Origin of the sequence: Curtobacterium sp. MMLR14_002 (genome assembly GCF_001864975.1) — a bacterium.
GTDB lineage: Bacteria > Actinomycetota > Actinomycetes > Actinomycetales > Microbacteriaceae > Curtobacterium > Curtobacterium flaccumfaciens.
The window spans coordinates 64884-80860 of sequence record NZ_MJGT01000058.1; the positions used below are offsets into that span (position 1 = coordinate 64884).

The following is a 15977-nucleotide window of genomic DNA, read 5'->3' on the forward strand; positions in this document are numbered from 1 at the left end:
CGACCGTCGTTCGCCATACGGTTGTCTGACGAAGCGGGCGGGCAGCCCGCGCGACGATCGGAGCCCTGTGGTGTCTGCTGCGAACGGCCGGCCCGGCTACGGGGATTCGGAACCCTTGCGCATCGTGTTCTCGTTCCCACGGGGGCGGGGACACCTCGCGCCGATGCTGCCGCTCGCCCGCGCGGCCAGTGCTGCCGGACACCGGACCGCACTGAGCGGCGCGCGCGAGGCCGTCCTCGAACAGACCGGGTTCTCGCACCGGCAGCCGCGGGACGTGGAGCTGCCGGCGAGCAGGCCGGGCACCGGGACCCTGACCCCGATCGACCCGAGCACGGTGCTCACCCGCGTTCCCCAGGTGTTCCTGGGGGACGCGGCCGCCGGGGCCGTCGTCGACGTCGGGCGGCTGGTCACTCGGTGGACGGCCGACCTCGTGGTCTGCGGGGAGTTCGACTTCGGCGCGATGACCGCCGCCGAACGAGCCGGGGTGCCGTGCGTGGTGGTCCTGGCCTTCGCCTCGGCCGGTGGGACCTGGCGCGACGCGGTGCGAGCGCCGCTCGAGGCGCTCCGCCGACGCGCGGGACTCGGACCCGACCCGCAGCAACACATGCTCGGCGGCGCGCTCACCGTCATCCCGTTCCCGGCGTCGATGCGATCCGGGCAGGAGCTGCATGGTCCGGTCATCCGGATGCGACCGGACACCTGGTCGTCATCACCGTCGGACGCCGCCGCGTGGTTGGCCGCCGGCAACGGACCGCGCGTCTACGTCACGCTCGGCACCGAGTTCAACACGAAGTCAGGCGACCTGTTCGCTCGGCTCATCGACGCCCTCGCCGCCCTGCCGGCACGGATCCTCGTGACGACCGGACCCTGGGTCGACCCGACGACCTTCCCGGTGCCGGCGGGGCCGGGAGCGATCCGGATCGAGCAGTACGTCCCGCAGGACTCGGTGCTCGGGCTCGTGGACCTCGTGGTGAACCACGGCGGGTCGGGATCGGTGACCGGGGCACTCGCGCACGGGGTGCCCCTGCTGGTCCTGCCGCTCGGTGCGGACCAGTTGCCGAACGGCGGCTGCGTCGAGGACCTGGGCGCCGGACTCGTCCTCGACGCCGCGACGGCGACCCCGGCGGACATCCGCACCACTGCGTCGCGACTCCTGACCGAGCCGTCGTTCCGCGTCGCGGCCGGACGGATCCGGACCGAGATCGCGACGGGCGAGCCCCCGGCCGTCGTCCTCGCAGCCGTCGAACGTTTGGTCGGCTGGACGCCCGCCCCGCGGTGAGGAGCGCAGATCCCGCCACACCACGGCGGCGCGGCTGTCCGACGGTCAGCTCGTTGGTCAGCGAGGGTCTGTCGGTGCCTGCGGCGGTGGACTAGTTCGGCGCGAGTTCCCAGCCTGCATCGCCACCGCTGTCCGGCAGCGCATTGTCCTCCCCCGCGGCCGTCGGTATGTCCGCCGGGCCGAGCTCATAGCTGAACAGCTCATGCAGGACCTGCCTCATCGGCGTGTAGTACACGACCGATCGCCCCCCGGTACGTCCGACCGCCTCGCCCGACGAGATGATCCCGAGGAGGTGTCGGTCGTAGCTCACCACCGGCCCGCCCGAGTCCCCGTTGGCGATGCTCTCGAGCTCCGAGCCGTCCGCCGCGCTGATGTGCTCGTACGGGGGCCGGGAGATTCCGGGAACGAGGTCGAACCCGTGCCAGACGCACTTGACACCAGAAGCCCACCCGCTTGTGCAGAACTGGTCATCAGGCGCATCGGCCCAACCACTCACAGGCACCCGCGCCTCACGACCGTTCGCGAGGAAGAACACCCGGTTGTTGGCCAGCGGAGTGTAGGTCTGGAAGGGGCTGCAGAAGGCGGGCTGGCTGTGATGAGCTGCGCAGATCAACGTCATGTTGTCCGGTTGCGGTGAAACGCGCACCAGCTCGATGTCGGACGTGGCGGACTGCCAGACGACGTTCCCTACAGATCTGGTGCCCATGTGGATGGACGCGTACAGAGGAGCGCAGTGCTTCGCCAGGACCACCCACCTCGTCGCCCTCTGATAGGCGGTGAGGCGCGAGAAGAGACTCTTCGGGGTGAGGACGGCACCCGCCGTGCACGACCCTCCCGGAACGCTGACCTTCGTCCCCGAGATGATCGGCAACGACGCGCGATCTGGGTTCCGGGGTGGGACGACCGCTGAAGCGACCTCACTGCCGAGCAACGGGGGTAGCAGCGCGGCCAGGACCACGACGGCAACCGGGAGAACGCGGCGCCGGCGTCTCGACCGCTGCGAGCTGGTCCGCTCGCGATCCTCGGTCAGTGCTTTCGACCCGGAAGAACGCTTCACGTCCGACGGCGTGGGGCTCTTGTGCGGTTCCATCAACGATTACGTCCTCTTGTGGGTGTGGGCCTGGCGACGATCATCAACACGGTGACCGTCGGAGAAATCACGACCAGCTGACTCAGGCCGCCTCGGCGCCGCCGAGCTCGCAGCAACCGACTCGGTGCAGGCTCTTCGTGTTGACGACCCTCAGCTCGAATTCCGAGCGGTGGGTGCTGAGACCGACTGCGGCTGCCGGCGATCTTGTTCGCGGTCCAGAGTCAGGGGCCTGCACGCGCAACGGCCTGGTGACTGGTCATGCAAGGCTAGGCAGGTTCCTATACGACCGTCTAGTGAAACTAGTCACAGCAACGGAAAGGGCTGGCGGGGAAGCTGCCGAACCCGCGTGTGGCCCGGCCGAGCCGAGCCAGAACGGGTGTCAGTGTCGGCGGGCGCCCCTGCGAGCTCCGCTCCCGCACGCAGCCGACGCCGCGGTCGACCTCGACCTGGCGAGAGTCCGAGGAACCGGGTTCCCGCCACCGCTCTCTCCGGGCGCATTCGGAGAGCGTGGTGCAGTGTCTTGACAACCGATCGCTGCCGGAGGCTCGACGAGCTGCGCCGCTCCCACGGGTTCGCACGCGCGGACCGTGTATCGCGAGTTGGTCCGAAAGGGTCGTCGTTCCGCGTCGGAGCGAGCCGGTTCAGGACCGAGATCGCGGCGAGAGCCCCCGGGCGTCATCCTCGCCGCCGTCGAGCGCCTGGTCGGCCATCGTCGCCGACGGGCGCAGGCAACGGACCCAACCGCCCACCTGCCAGGCGGCCCGACCATGGCTCGTGCTGTCAGCGCACCAGGCAGATCGTGCGGAAGTCGACGTCCGGACCGGGCCGTGTGTACGACGAGCCGCTCTCGAGCCAGTCGGCGGTCGGCGCGATCTGGTCGGGCACCATGTCCCCTTCCGACCGCGCGTCGATGCCCTCCGACGCCCAGTACTCCCGGACTCCGTCCACGTCGCGGTTCGCACCCTCGATCACGGTGTGGTCCTCGGGCAGCAACTCGTTGCCCTGCTCGTCGGTGTACTCCCCCGGGTCGTACCAGTACATCCACCGCACCCCCTGGTGGGCGTTCGACAGCTGGCACTCCTCGCTGTACGCGCCACCGGCTCGCTCACCATCGCGGTAGGCGGACTTCCGGTCGCCGCCGAGGATCCGCACGGTGCGGTCCCCGATCCGCTCGAGTGTGGCCCGTGCGTCGCCGTCGGCGAAGTGCCGCTCGGCGGCGGTCGCCGGCTGCGCCCACTGCCGGGCGTCGGCGGCCATGCTCCGCACCTGCGACGTCAGGACCAGGCCGTTCCACGGCACGGCGATGACCAGCACGACGATCGCCGCGACCACGGCGGCCAGCGAGTGCCGCGGTTCGCGCCGACGAGCCCGGACCTGCACGACGAGCACGACCACGGGGATCCCCACGGCGAGCACGGCGCCGATGACCAGCCGCGTCAGCACGCCCCCTGCTCCGAGCCGGTCGTCCATCGACCCGAAGTCGCGCGCCAGGTACGCCCCGATCTGGACCGCCCAGCTCACGACGAGCAGCACCGGCAGCACGAGCGCGATGGCGATCGCGTTGCCCCGCCCCGTCGTCGGGCCCGTCCGCTGGTCTCGCCAGTCCTGCTGTTCCGTGCCCATGCCGGCCCCCGCCCCCGTGGTGTCCGGACCATCCTGTCAGCAGAACGCGCCCCGGGCCGCGAGCGACGCCTCCGCCCCACCCCCGAAGCGGTGGTGCCCCAGCGGCGCCTGTTGCTGCGAAGATGACCGACGTGACCACGACCACGCCTCGCGCCGATCCCGACGCCGCTGCCGACGGCTTCGAAGGCGGCTGGTTCCGCATCGACGACGACCTGGAGCACCTGGACGACGTGGTGTGGCGACTCGCCACGGACGCGGACGACACAGCGACCGCCCCCGGCCCTGCCGCCGTCATCGTCGGTGGCGAGCCGCGCGAGCACGTCGGTTCGACGCTGCCGTTGGCGCAGCTGGCGGAGATCGACGTGGCACGTCAACGCACCGTGCGCAAGCTCTGGCTCAGCCCGATCACCATCGTGGTTTGTCTGCTCGTCTTCACCGCGCTCGAGGTCTCGGGTCTGCCGTGGCGGACGGACCTCGGCAGGCAGCTCCTGGTCGGACTCGGCACGGCCCTGCCGGTCGACGCGCTCTGCACCGCGATCTGGTGGCGCATCACCCGTGACCCCTCGGGCGCAGTAGTCCGCAAGATGGGCGGACACCGGACCCGCCAGCAGTACGACCAGCAGCGCGCCGTCCTCGAACACTGACCGCGCCGAGAGCCCTCACCGAACCGGTGCCGACACCGCGGCTGCACCCGCAGCACCCGCAGCAGGTTCCGGCTCCGACGACGGCCGCACCCCGCGCCCGGGCCACAGCACCGCGTCCACCCGCTCACGGTCGAGCTCGCCCTGCCACCGCGCCACCACGAGCGTCGCGACGCAGTTGCCGAGCAGGTTGACGCTCACCCGCATCGCGTCCATGATCCGGTCGGCACCGAGCAGCAGCGCGACGCCCGCGACCGGGAACAGCCCGAGGCTCGTCGCCGTCGCGGACAGCGCCAGGAACGACGAGCCCGGCACCCCGGCCATGCCCTTCGACGTCAGCAGCAGCACCCCGAGTGCGGCCACCTGCTGCTCGAGCGTCAGCGGCACCCCGAACGCCTGGGTCAGGAACAGCAGCGAGATCGACAGGTAGATCGCCGCCCCGTCCAGGTTGAACGAGTACCCCGTCGGCACGACGAGCCCGGCGACGCTCCGTGAGACGCCGACCTCGGTGAGCCGGGTGATCATCCGCGGCAGCACGGCCTCGGTCGACGCGGTGCCCAGGGCAAGCCCGAACTCGGCGCGGGTGTGCCAGACGAACCGCCAGATCGGCACCCCGGACAGCAGCCGTCCGCCCACGAGCAGCGCCACGATGAACACCGCCGCCGCGCCGTAGCAGGCGGCGATCAGCAGCCCATACGAACCCAGGGTGTCGATGCCGTACTGCCCCACGACGTACGCCATCGCCCCGAACGCACCGAGCGGCGACAGACGCATCACCCAGCCCAGGATCCGGTAGACGACCTCGAGGCACAGGTCGAGGCCCCGCACGAGCGGCCGCGTACGGTCACTGCCGATGGCGGCGATCGCCGCGCCGACGAACACCGCGAAGACGAGCACCTGCAGGATGTCGTTGGTCGCGAACGCGTTCACGACGCTCGACGGGATGAGGTCGAGGATGAACGTCCCCGCGTCCGGAGCCGTGCCGCCGGCGGTCTTCGCCGCCACGGCCGAGGCGTCGAGCGACGACGGGTCGATCCGCAGGCCTGCCCCGGGGCGCACGAGGTTGCCCACCAGCAGCCCGAACACGAGCGCGCACGACGACGCGAGCAGGAAGTAGATCATCGCCTTGCCGGCGATCCGTCCCACGGACCGCAGGTCGCCGACGTGCACGATGCCCGTCACCACGACGATGAACACCAGCGGCGCGATGACCATCTCGATCAGCCGGATGAACCCCTGCCCCACCACGTTGAGCACCGGCGCCGCCGCGGGGAAGCAGACCCCGACGGCGATGCCGAGGGCCACCCCGATCGCGATCTGCACGAACAGCGAGTGGTACCAGCGAGCGGGAGCACGATCCGTGGTGGTGACGTCCATGCATCCACCCCACAGGGCGCGTGTTTCGTCGACGTTGCGAGTCTGTTCCCACCTCCCGCACCGCACGCCCACCGAAACAGCGCCGCACGCCCACCGAAACTGGGCCGCTCGCCCACCGGAAACAGGGGCCGCCGTCCAGGTCAGCTGCCGCCGACCACCGTCAGGGTCGGCCGGTGCCGAGCGCCGGAGTCGTCCTGGCTCGTCAGCACACTCCACGACCGGACGACACCGGCCGACCGACCGACCAGGGTGTGGTCGATCGGCATCGCCAGCCGCGGATCGAGCCACGTCGGCCACGTGCCGAGCGCCGCGGCGTGCACGGTCGACGCGGCGTCCCGGCACGAACCGAGACTCCCGCCGTCGAAGCTGTCGACCGATCCGTTGAAGTCCCCCGACACGACCACGTCAGCGCCGCGGCCGCACTGTTCGCCGACCCACCGCAGATCGGTCCGCCAGCCCGCCAGGCCCCGCCCGATCGGTTGCGCAGCGTGCACGGCGACGATCGTCGGGATCGACGGCCCGGACACCGCCATCGTCTTCACCGGATCGACGCCGGGCGACATCGAGGCGCCGGACGCGCGATCGGCCCCGACGAGCACCGCCACCTGCGTGCCGGCACCACCCATGAAGAGCCGCACCGGCCCACCGTGCTGCCCCATCGCCCGCGCCACCGCGGTAGCGGCCCGGCGGTCGCCCGCGTCGGGGAGCACGACGACGTCCGCCCGTGCGGTCAGCGCCGCGCGGGCGATTCCCTGCGGACTGACGAGTCCGCCGTTGGTGTTCCACTCGAACACCCGGAGCGCGCCCCGGGCATCGTCGACCGGCCGCACGTCCCATCCCCGCACGCCGAGCACCGCCGTGTTCGCCACGGCGACGACGAGCAGGAGCGCACCGAGCGACGCAGCGACCAGCCGCACGGCTCGCGTGCGTCGCAGGACGACGGCGACGAGCACCAGGGCGAGACCGGCAGCGACCAGTCCCGCGGTCACGAGGGACCGGGCCGGCAACACGGCGGCGAGCACCGGAGCCCGCCCGACACCGAGCCACGGAGCGGCGACGAAGACGGCACCGAGGACGGCACCGACCAGCAGCACGATCACCACCACCACGGCGGTCCGGACGGCAGCGCGACGACGAGGCACCCTCGGATCATCGTGGACGGCAGCCTGCAGCCGCCGGTGAACGACGACCTCGCGCTGAGGATCCTGCTGGATCCCAGCACCCGCCGCACCGCAGCGGCGCGGGGCACCAGCCCATGCCGTGGGGCGTCACGACACCGGACTGGAGGCCCGGTGCCAGCTGGCACCGGGCCTCCAGTCCGTCACCCGCCCACGTCGCGGGCCGCACGCGCGACCGCGGGCAGCTCGCTGCCGTTCGCCGCGACCACGCGCCACACGAGCACGCCGACCGTCACGAGGGTGCCGAGCACCGAGACGATCGCCGCGACGACGCCGAGCCGGCGTCCGCGACCGGGCCGCACGATCGCGACCACCGCGAGCAGGGCGATCCCGAGCCGGTTCGCTCGAGGACCCGCCGCGAGCCGATCGTTCGTCGACTCGCTCATGCCCCACGCCAGGAGCGGAGGCAGGAGGATCAGGTCGGAGTGCCGAGCTGGTAGCCGGTGCCGCGGATCGTCGTGATGAGGTCCCGGTCGGTCTTCCGCCGGATGTAGTGCACGTACGTGTCGACCGTGTTCTCCTGCTCGCCGTTCTCGAACACGGCGGAGAGCAGGTGCTTCCGCGAGAACGCGCGCGCTGGCTCCGCCGCGAGGAACCGGAGGAGGGCGCTCTCCTTCTCGGTGAGCAGGATCCGCCCGGAGTACGGCGAGTGGATGCTGTGGTCGTCGGGGTAGAAGGTCCAGCCTCCGATCTCCACCCCGGTCCCGGTGCCGGTGTAGTCCCGGGTGAGGGCTCGGAGTCTGGCAGCGAGTTCGTCGAACTCGAACGGCTTCACGAGGTAGTCGTTCGCTCCGGCGTCCAGACCGGAAACGCGGTCGCGGAGTTCGCCGAGTGCGGTGAGCATGAGGACCGGGGTACTGATCCGTCGGCTCCGGATCGCGCCGACGAACTCGGTGCCGTCCATGCCGGGGAGCCGGCGATCGACGACCATGACGTCGAAGTACTGCTCCACCGCCGCGACGAGCGCCTGCTCACCGTCCGGCGCGAGGACCACGTCCCAGTCGTCGCGGAGCACCTCGGCGACGAGCGGCCCGAGCCTGGGGTCGTCCTCGACGAGGAGCAGCCGCTGTCCCATGGCGTTCATCCTTCCCCGATCGTCCGTGTCGTGGTCGGGATGTCCGTCGGTGCGTGGCGTGTCGGGATCCGGAGGGCGAAGACGGTTCCCTGATCGCCGGTGGACTCGACGGTGACGGCTCCTCCGGCGCGGACCGCGATCTCCCGGACCAGCGCGAGCCCGATGCCGTACCCCGTGCGCGTCGCGGCGAGTTCCGGGCCGGGCCCGGTGCCGTGCGCGAAACGTTCGAACACCCGCGCCGGGGCGATCCCGGTGATGCCCGCGCCGTCGTCCTGCACGCGGACGCACACTCGGTCGGGCTCCGATGTGGTGGTCACGGTGACGCTGCCGCCCGGTGGGGTGTGGCCGATGGCGTTGTCGGTGAGGGCGACGAGACACCGGTGCAGCTGTGTCGGCGTCAGGGCCACGGTGGCGCTGTGGTCGGCCACGCGGAGGCGCACCTGCCGTTCGGCGGCCAGCACGCTCATGTCGCGGCGGAGTACCGCCAACCCGTCCTCCAGACGTGTGACGCCCGGTTCGGTGGGCGTCCCGGCCGCGGCTCCGAGGAGGTCGTCGACGATGTCGATCAGGATCCGCGTGTCGCTGGTGACCTCGTCCACGATGCCGCGGCGCGGATCGTCGGCGGGTGTCTGCATGCGGAGTCGTTGCACGCGGGCGTGGAGGACGGCGAGCGGTGTGCGCAGTTCGTGACTGGCGTCCGCGACGAAGGTCCGCTGCACACGCAGCGCCTCGGTCAGCGGGCGGACCGCGCGGCGCGCGATCAACCAGGACGCGACTCCCGCGAAGACGATCGCGAGCCCGCCGACCCCCGCGATCGCGACCGTGAGATCGACGGTGTCCAGGGTGATGTGCACGTCGAACGGACCGGCCTGCTCCCGCTGCTGGCCGGGGGTGAGCTGCCAGACCACGTACGCGACGACCAGGGCGATGATCCCGACGACCAACGCGGCTGACACTGCCGCGACGCGCACGGCGATCCCGATGACCGAGCGTCGAGAGGCGAGGCGATCCGCGTCCTGGTCCGGCTCGCGACGGAGCGACCAACGTGCAGCGGCATCGACGAGTCGATGCCATGTGGTGCTGATCATGCGGTCGCTCCATCCCTTCCCGCGAAGCCGACCAGATCGGTCCACCGGGATTTCTTGGTGAAGTCTTGCAGGCCCCTTCGTACCGTCGTCAAACCGAACCGGGCAGCAGGCCCACGGCACGACGAGGAGCACGCCATGACCCATCTGACCGCCAGGCCCCGCCCGCTGGGCAACAAGGTCCCCGACCCGACCCCGTCGTTCTGGATCATCAAGGTCCTCGCCACGACCGTCGGAGAAACCGCAGCCGATCTGCTCAGCGACACCCTCGGGTTCGGTCTCCCGCTGACGACGGCCGTGATGGCCGCAGTGCTCGTCGTGTTCCTGGTGCTGCAGTTCCGGACGCGGGCCTACCGGCCGGTCACCTACTGGGTCACGGTCGTGCTGATCAGCATCGTCGGGACCTGCATCACCGACAACCTCACCGACGGGCTCGGCGTTCCGCTGGGTGTGAGCACGACCGTGTTCGCGGTCGCTCTCGCCGTGGTGTTCATCGCCTGGTACCGGACCGAGCGCACCCTCTCGATCCACGAGATCGACACCACCAGGCGGGAAGCGTTCTACTGGCTGGCGATCCTGTTCACCTTCGCGCTCGGCACCGCGGCCGGTGACCTCATCGCCGAGCAGACCGGCCTCGGCTACCTGCCGTCCCTGCTGTTGTTCGCCGCAGGGATCGCCGCGGTCACTGCCGTCTGGTTCATCGGCCGTCGCGGTGCCGTCACCTGCTTCTGGATCGCGTACATCCTCACCCGTCCGCTCGGTGCGTCGACCGGGGACCTGCTCTCCCAGCCGACACACGACGGCGGGCTCGGCATCGGGACCATCACCACGAGCATCGTCTTCCTCGCCGTCATCGCAGCGCTCATCGCATGGATCTCCGTCGGCCGCCACGAACGCGTGCGGACCGGCACCCCCGGGCAGCTGTCGTCGTGATCGCCCGGTCCCGCTGACCGAGGCCACTTCGCCCGCACCGAGCCAGAAAGGCAACAATGCTCACCGTCCCGCTCGCCGTCCACCTGTTCGACGCCGGATCCGTCCTGCACGCGTTCGGCCCCTCCGTCCTTGCGGGGATCGCAGTCCTCATCTTCATCGAGTCCGGGGTGCTGTTCCCGTTCCTGCCCGGTGATTCGCTCCTGGTCACCGCAGCGATCACGAGCGCTGCACTGGGCATCGCACCATGGCAGGTCACGGTCGTCGCGTCGATCGCTGCCGTCGCCGGGGACCAGGTCGGCTACTGGATCGGTCGACGCTTCGGCCGCCGGCTCTTCCGTGCGGGTGCACGGGTACTCACGACCGCTCGGTTGGACGAGGCCGAAGCGTTCTTCACCAGGTGGGGCGGGCTCTCCCTGGTCCTCGGTCGGTTCGTTCCGGTGGTCCGGACCTACGTCCCGCTCGCGGCGGGAACAGCGGACATGCACTACCGCAGGTTCATCCTGTGGAACGTCGTCGGTGCGGTGGGCTGGGCCTGCGGACTCACGGTGGTCGGGGTGCTGCTCGGCGGGATCCCGTTCGTGGCGCACAACATCGACGTCCTCATGATCGTCGTCGTCATCGTCTCGATCCTGCCCATCCTGATCGGGGTGGTCAGGAAGCGAGCGAGCAGCCGGACCGACCGGAGCCGCCCGGACGAGCAGCCCGTGGCGAGCGACCGATGAGCGTGACCGGCACCCGGACACTCCCGAACCGGGTCGCCGAACCGTCCGGGTCGTTCTGGGTGATCAAGATCCTCACCACGGGGATGGGTGAGGCGCTGTCGGATCGGCTCGTGACCCGCTTCGCCCCGGCCCCCACGGTCCTGATCACCGGGGTCGTGTTCGTCGTGGTGCTCGCTGTCCAGTTCCGGTCTCGCCGGTTCTCGCCGTGGAAGTACTGGTCGGCGGTGGCGATGGTCGCAGTCTTCGGCACCATGGTCGCCGATGTCGCGCACGTGGTGGCAGGGATTCCCTACCTCGTCTCCACACCGGTGTTCCTCGCAGTCCTCGTCATCGTGTTCGCCGCGTGGCGACGTACCGAGGGGACCCTCGACGTGCACACCGTCACCACCACCCGACGTCAGGGGTTCTACTGGGCGACCGTGATCGTGACGTTCGCCATGGGCACGGCGGCGGGTGACCTCATCGCCTCGACGCTGCACCTCGGGTACCTGCTCGGTGCCGGCGTCTTCCTGGGCGGGATGGCGGTGGTCGTCGCGCTGCGGCGGACGAGGACCCTCGGCCCGGTCGCGGCGTTCTGGACCGCGTACGTCCTGACCAGACCGCTCGGCGCATCGGTCGCGGACTGGCTGGCCGTCTCCCCGCTCCGAGGTGGACTCGGCTACGGCACCGGCATGGTCAGCGTGATCGCGATGCTCGCGATCCTCGTCCTCATCGCGATCACGAGCGACCGCCGACGCTCCGGCCCACGCACGGCAACTGACGGCTGACACCGTTCCGGCCGTACAGTGCACCAGATGACCGAGCAGCTGACATGACCGAAGACGTCCTGGTGCGCACGGTGCTCGGCGTCCTTGCGCTCGTCGCGACGGCGACCGTCGTCCTGCTCGCTGCTCGCGCGTCGGCACCCTGGGCTCCGGCAGCGGCGATCGCGCGAGGTGTCCTGCAGCTCGCTGCCGTCAGCCTCGTGCTCACCGGTGTCATCCGATCGCCCGTCCTGATCGGCCTTGCGCTCGGGGTGATGTTCATCGTGGCGACGTGCACGTCGGCCCGTCGGCTCGGGGACCTCCGGACGATGGTGCTGCCGGTCGCCGGAGCGATGGCGTCCGGCATCCTGGTCAGCGCGGTCGTCGTCTTCGGGAGCGGAGCCATCGCGCTCTCGCCCCGCTACGCACTCGCGCTCGGCGGCATCGTCATCGGCAACGCGATGTCGATCGCGACCATCGCCGGTCGTCGCTTCCGCGAACTCGTCGACGATCGGTGGGACGAGGTCGAGGGGTGGCTCGCGCTCGGAGCGACACCCGGCCGCGCCACCGCGGACCTGGTCCGACGCGCCGTGAGTGCCGCCCTGGTGCCGACGGTCGACCAGACGAGGACGACCGGGCTCGTCACCCTGCCCGGCGCATTCGTGGGGGCCGTGTTCGGTGGCGTGTCCCCGCTCGAGGCCGGGCGCTTCCAGATCGTGGTGCTCGCCGCGATCATGGCGACCGGCAGCATCACCGCCGTGCTCCTGACCCGTTGGCTCGCCCCGGTACGGACCAGGCCGGCCGTCGAGATGACCCGCTGACCGCCTCGCGAGTCCGGGTTGGCGGCGGCCGTCGCCGCGGACGGCGCACAGCGACGCTGATCCCGCCTGCCGGCCCACGTCGTGGGGTCGCGTGGAGACGGACGGGAGGCCCGGTGCCAGCTGGCACCGGGCCTCCCGTCCGGCTCATCCCGCGTCGTCGTGCCCGGTGCCGGTCCGCGGTGCCGGTGCCGTTGCGGACGCCGTCCGGATCCGGAGCGGCACGGTCCCGGCGACGTACCGGTCGTCGCCCGCCTCGAGCGGGCGTCCGTCCTCGGCGGTGCTGGACCGGCGCACCTGCAGGAGGGCCGCACCGGGCCGGACCCCGAGGAGCGCGGCGTCGGCGTCGTCCGCCAGCAGCGCGTCCACGGTGGTGACGGCGGCACCGACCCGGATGCCGAACCGGTCCTCCAGGGTCGCCGACACCGACGTCTGCCCGCCCGGGATCGTCCGGATGACGGCGGCGACCCACGGCGCGTAGGCGGTGCGCTCGAGCATGACGTCCACACCGTCGAGGGAGCGGACCCGCACGACGTGCAGGACGGGCTCGTCGTGCGCAGCGCGGAAAAGCCGCCGCTCACGCACGGTGGCCGGCCGTTCCTCGACCGCCACGACCCGCCCGCCGGGCTCGTGCCCCCGGGCCCTGGCCAGTTGGCCGAAGGACTCGAGCGCGCCGGCGTCGTGGCCGAGCGTCGTGGTGCGGACGCGCCAGCGGGAGCCGGCACGTGCCGTCAGGACCTGCCGGTGGCGGAGGAGCTCGAGGGCGTTCCGCACGGTGCCGCGCGCGACGGCGTAGTCGGCCGCCAGGTCGTGCTCGGCTGGCAGGACACCCGTGGCGTCGAACTCACCGCGGAGCAGCCGGTCGGCGAGATCCTCGGCGATGTCCCGGAACAGTGGTCGCACCCGGCGATCCTCCCCCGCCGCGGTACGAGCTGTCCAGATGCGTCGGAGTCCACGGAGCAGCGACCACAGAACCACAGCGCTGAGACGCGGCGCACCTGGACAGGTCGATCCCGACTCCACCGGACGCGTTCACCCCGCCGCCACGGTCGGGCAAGGCACGGTTCAGCGCACCTCGTTGTCATGCTGACGGGCGCGCCTCCCCCGCAGCGCCCGCACTCCCACGACCTGGAAGGCCCGCGATGAGCACGAGGAAGCCCGAACACGGCGCACCCGACGTCAGCCTGGACGCCGCACCACCGCTGACCCCGGACGCGGCGTACACCGCAGCGGTCCGCCCCGGCCTGAGCCGCCGGACGGTCCTGGTCGGCGGCGCAGCAGCGATCATGGCCGGCGTCGCGGCAGGGTCTGCGTTCGGACCGGGCGCGGCCGACCGCGCCAGCGCCGCGACCGCCCGTGCCGTCCCCACCGGCACGATCGCCGATGTCAAGCACGTCGTCGTGCTCATGCAGGAGAACCGGTCGTTCGACCACTACTACGGCACGATGCCCGGGGTCCGCGGGTTCTCGGACAAGCAGGCGCTCGAGCTGCCGACCGGACACGACGTCTTCCACCAGCCGGCGGCGGCCCGCACCGACGGTGGCGCCATGCTGCCGTTCCGGCTCGACACCACCCGGTTCAACGCGCAGAACGCCGACGGCCTCGACCACTCCTGGGGCGGTGGGCACACCGCGTGGAACGGCGGGGCCTGGAACCGGTGGGTCGACGCGAAGAGCGCCCAGACGATGGGCTACTTCACCAGCGAGGACATCCCCTACCAGCGCGCACTCGCCGGGGCCTTCACGGTCTGTGACGACTACCACTGCTCGCTCAACGGTCCGACGACGCCGAACCGCCTGTACCAGTGGTCCGGCACCATCGACCCCCGCGGCACCCAGGGCGGACCGGCGACCGACAACCCGGCGGACTACGAGCCGGTGTTCGCCTGGACCACCTACGCGGAACGACTGCAGGCGGCCGGCGTCACCTGGAAGACCTACGCCAACGACGAGGTCGGCGACAGCTCCGCCGACCCGTACGTCGGCGACTACGGCGACAACCCGCTCTGGCTGTTCGAGCAGTACCACCGCGCGCTCGCGTCCTCCGACCCCGCCCAGCAGGAGCTCGCCGCGCGTGCCGGGCTGCACGACGGGTGGAAGCCGAACTCGGGCAAGGGCCTCGACGTCACCCACCTGCTCAGCCAGTTCGGGCAGGACTGCGCGACCAACAACCTGCCGACCGTGTCGTACGTCGTCGCCCCCTACGGCTGGAGCGAGCACCCGGCGGCCAGCCCGGACTACGGCGCCCACTACACGAACGCCGTCGTGCAGGCGCTCTTCAGCAACCCGGACACCTTTGCCTCGACCGTCCTGCTCGTCAACTACGACGAGAACGACGGGTACTTCGACCACGTCGTCCCCCCGTTCGCCGAGCCCGGCACGCCCGACGAGTACGTCGACGGTCTGCCCATCGGCATGGGCGCCCGCGTGCCGATGACCGTGGTGTCCCCGTGGAGCCGTGGCGGGTGGGTCAACTCGCAGGTGGCGGACCACACGTCCGTGATCCAGTTCCTCGAGCACGTCACGGGCGTCCGCGAGCCGAACATCTCCGACTGGCGACGGACCGTCTCCGGAGACCTGACGAGCTGCTTCGACTTCAGCGCCCCCGACGCGAGCATCCCCGGCGCCGACGTCGTCCCCGGCATCGAGCAGACCCGCGCGCTGGTCGCGGCCGCCGACGCCGACCAGGCGAAGCCGCCCATCGAGGAACCCGCGATCGGCGCGCAGACCGTGCCCGTCCAGGAGCCCGGCACCGTCCGCCGCCGGAGCCTGCCCTACCGGCAGCACGCGGACGCGAGCGTCGACCACCGGACCGGTCGCGTCACCGTGACCCTCGCGAACGACGGTCGCCAGGGGGTCAACTTCCTGGTCTACCCGAACACCGCGATGCCGTTCGCCGCCCACCCGAAGACCGTCCCGGTGGGCGCCACCGCCGACTGGGCATGGGACACCACGACGACCGACGGCGCCTACGACGTGAGCGTCTACGGACCCGACCGGTTCCTCCGGCGCTTCGCCGGCACCGTCGCCGTCGGTGGTCCGGCGACCGGCGGCGTCCCGCACGTCTCGGTCGTCCGGGACACCCGCGGTCGGCGCACCCTGCAGCTCCTGCTCGAGAACACCGGCCGGGCCGAGGTGCGCTTCGTGCTCGTGGCCAACGACTTCGTGGAGCACCGCGAGACCGCGCACGTCCGCGGCTCCGGGCGCAAGACGATGCACTGGCCGCTCGACGAGTGGGGGTACTACGACGTGGTCGTCACCGCGGACGGTGTGCCCGGGTTCCGGTACCGCTTCGCCGGGCGCGCGGAGCGCTGACGCGGGCCGATCCGCGTGGGTCGGCAGGGGCGGTCAGGCCGCGTCCACGACGGACGGGAGGCCCGGTGCCAGCTGGCACCGGGCCTCCCGTCGGTCTCG

15 protein-coding genes are annotated in these 15977 nt (G+C 71.4%); 7 read left to right on the forward strand and 8 right to left on the reverse strand.

The window, feature by feature from the left end:
- Positions 1-124 precede the first annotated feature (124 nt).
- Positions 125-1279, forward strand: a complete 1155-nt coding sequence (locus BIU91_RS09990) for a glycosyltransferase (protein WP_253183728.1) — start codon at positions 125-127, stop codon at positions 1277-1279.
- Between the two features lie 91 nt (positions 1280-1370).
- On the opposite strand, the gene BIU91_RS09995 is transcribed toward BIU91_RS09990, so the two are convergent.
- Both BIU91_RS09995 and BIU91_RS10000 read right to left on the reverse strand, forming a co-directional pair.
- The gene (locus BIU91_RS09995; protein ID WP_139196496.1) at positions 1371-2369 is read right to left on the reverse strand and encodes a trypsin-like serine protease; all 999 of its coding nucleotides are present in this window, start codon (positions 2367-2369) and stop codon (positions 1371-1373) included.
- A 780-nt stretch (positions 2370-3149) separates the two neighbouring features.
- Positions 3150-3992, reverse strand: a complete 843-nt coding sequence (locus tag BIU91_RS10000) for a hypothetical protein (protein WP_071405316.1) — start codon at positions 3990-3992, stop codon at positions 3150-3152.
- Between the two features lie 131 nt (positions 3993-4123).
- On the opposite strand from BIU91_RS10000, the gene BIU91_RS10005 reads away from it, so the two are divergent.
- On the forward strand, positions 4124-4636 hold the full coding sequence (locus BIU91_RS10005; RefSeq protein WP_139196497.1) for a hypothetical protein: 513 nt from the start codon (positions 4124-4126) through the stop codon (positions 4634-4636).
- 15 nt (positions 4637-4651) lie between these two features.
- Here the strand turns inward: BIU91_RS10005 and BIU91_RS10010 are convergent, their stop codons facing one another.
- The 5 genes from BIU91_RS10010 to BIU91_RS18525 form a co-directional block, all read right to left on the reverse strand.
- Positions 4652-6010, reverse strand: a complete 1359-nt coding sequence (locus tag BIU91_RS10010) for a cation:dicarboxylase symporter family transporter (protein ID WP_071405318.1) — start codon at positions 6008-6010, stop codon at positions 4652-4654.
- 140 nt (positions 6011-6150) lie between these two features.
- Positions 6151-7152, reverse strand: a complete 1002-nt coding sequence (locus tag BIU91_RS10015; protein WP_071405319.1) for an endonuclease/exonuclease/phosphatase family protein — start codon at positions 7150-7152, stop codon at positions 6151-6153.
- A gap of 179 nt (positions 7153-7331) precedes the next feature.
- Positions 7332-7574, reverse strand: a complete 243-nt coding sequence (locus tag BIU91_RS10020) for a hypothetical protein (RefSeq protein ID WP_071405320.1) — start codon at positions 7572-7574, stop codon at positions 7332-7334.
- 29 nt (positions 7575-7603) lie between these two features.
- On the reverse strand, positions 7604-8263 hold the full coding sequence (locus BIU91_RS10025; RefSeq protein ID WP_231495656.1) for a response regulator transcription factor: 660 nt from the start codon (positions 8261-8263) through the stop codon (positions 7604-7606).
- Positions 8264-8268: 5 nt separating this feature from the next.
- The gene (locus tag BIU91_RS18525) at positions 8269-9351 is read right to left on the reverse strand and encodes a HAMP domain-containing sensor histidine kinase (protein ID WP_071405321.1); all 1083 of its coding nucleotides are present in this window, start codon (positions 9349-9351) and stop codon (positions 8269-8271) included.
- A 135-nt stretch (positions 9352-9486) separates the two neighbouring features.
- Here BIU91_RS18525 and BIU91_RS10035 point away from each other — a divergent pair, with 135 nt between their 5' ends.
- From BIU91_RS10035 to BIU91_RS10050, 4 genes are read left to right on the forward strand one after another with little or no spacing between them, the layout of a single operon-like run.
- Positions 9487-10281 (forward strand): hypothetical protein, encoded by a 795-nt coding sequence (locus BIU91_RS10035; RefSeq protein WP_071405322.1) that lies wholly within the window; start codon positions 9487-9489, stop codon positions 10279-10281.
- A gap of 56 nt (positions 10282-10337) precedes the next feature.
- Positions 10338-11003: a DedA family protein gene (locus BIU91_RS10040; protein WP_071405323.1), complete on the forward strand. Its 666-nt coding sequence runs from the start codon at positions 10338-10340 to the stop codon at positions 11001-11003.
- Positions 11000-11770, forward strand: a complete 771-nt coding sequence (locus BIU91_RS10045) for a hypothetical protein (RefSeq protein ID WP_071405324.1) — start codon at positions 11000-11002, stop codon at positions 11768-11770. Before BIU91_RS10040 ends, BIU91_RS10045 begins: the two co-directional genes overlap by 4 nt.
- 44 nt (positions 11771-11814) lie before the next feature.
- Positions 11815-12567 carry an ABC transporter permease gene (locus tag BIU91_RS10050; protein WP_071405325.1) on the forward strand — a complete coding sequence of 251 codons (753 nt, stop codon included), beginning with the start codon at positions 11815-11817 and terminating at the stop codon, positions 12565-12567.
- Positions 12568-12711: 144 nt separating this feature from the next.
- On the opposite strand, the gene BIU91_RS10055 is transcribed toward BIU91_RS10050, so the two are convergent.
- Entirely contained in the window at positions 12712-13467 is a 756-nt protein-coding gene (locus tag BIU91_RS10055) for a GntR family transcriptional regulator (RefSeq protein WP_071405326.1), read from the reverse strand.
- 239 nt (positions 13468-13706) lie between these two features.
- On the opposite strand from BIU91_RS10055, the gene BIU91_RS10060 reads away from it, so the two are divergent.
- Entirely contained in the window at positions 13707-15878 is a 2172-nt protein-coding gene (locus BIU91_RS10060) for a phosphocholine-specific phospholipase C (RefSeq protein WP_071405327.1), read from the forward strand.
- The last annotated feature ends 99 nt before the right edge of the window (positions 15879-15977 follow it).

Bases quoted from the DNA above. Each gene is read 5' to 3' on its own strand.
- BIU91_RS10025 (WP_231495656.1), bottom strand. From the start codon at position 8,263: ATGGGACAGCGGCTGCTCCTCGTCGAGGACGACCCCAGGCTCGGGCCG.
- BIU91_RS10000 (WP_071405316.1), bottom strand. From the start codon at position 3,992: ATGGGCACGGAACAGCAGGACTGGCGAGACCAGCGGACGGGCCCGACG.
- BIU91_RS10050 (WP_071405325.1), top strand. From the start codon at position 11,815: ATGACCGAAGACGTCCTGGTGCGCACGGTGCTCGGCGTCCTTGCGCTC.
- BIU91_RS09995 (WP_139196496.1), bottom strand. From the start codon at position 2,369: ATGGAACCGCACAAGAGCCCCACGCCGTCGGACGTGAAGCGTTCTTCC.
- BIU91_RS18525 (WP_071405321.1), bottom strand. From the start codon at position 9,351: ATGATCAGCACCACATGGCATCGACTCGTCGATGCCGCTGCACGTTGG.
- BIU91_RS10045 (WP_071405324.1), top strand. From the start codon at position 11,000: ATGAGCGTGACCGGCACCCGGACACTCCCGAACCGGGTCGCCGAACCG.
- BIU91_RS10060 (WP_071405327.1), top strand. From the start codon at position 13,707: ATGAGCACGAGGAAGCCCGAACACGGCGCACCCGACGTCAGCCTGGAC.
- BIU91_RS10010 (WP_071405318.1), bottom strand. From the start codon at position 6,010: ATGGACGTCACCACCACGGATCGTGCTCCCGCTCGCTGGTACCACTCG.
- BIU91_RS10040 (WP_071405323.1), top strand. From the start codon at position 10,338: ATGCTCACCGTCCCGCTCGCCGTCCACCTGTTCGACGCCGGATCCGTC.
- BIU91_RS10020 (WP_071405320.1), bottom strand. From the start codon at position 7,574: ATGAGCGAGTCGACGAACGATCGGCTCGCGGCGGGTCCTCGAGCGAAC.
- BIU91_RS10035 (WP_071405322.1), top strand. From the start codon at position 9,487: ATGACCCATCTGACCGCCAGGCCCCGCCCGCTGGGCAACAAGGTCCCC.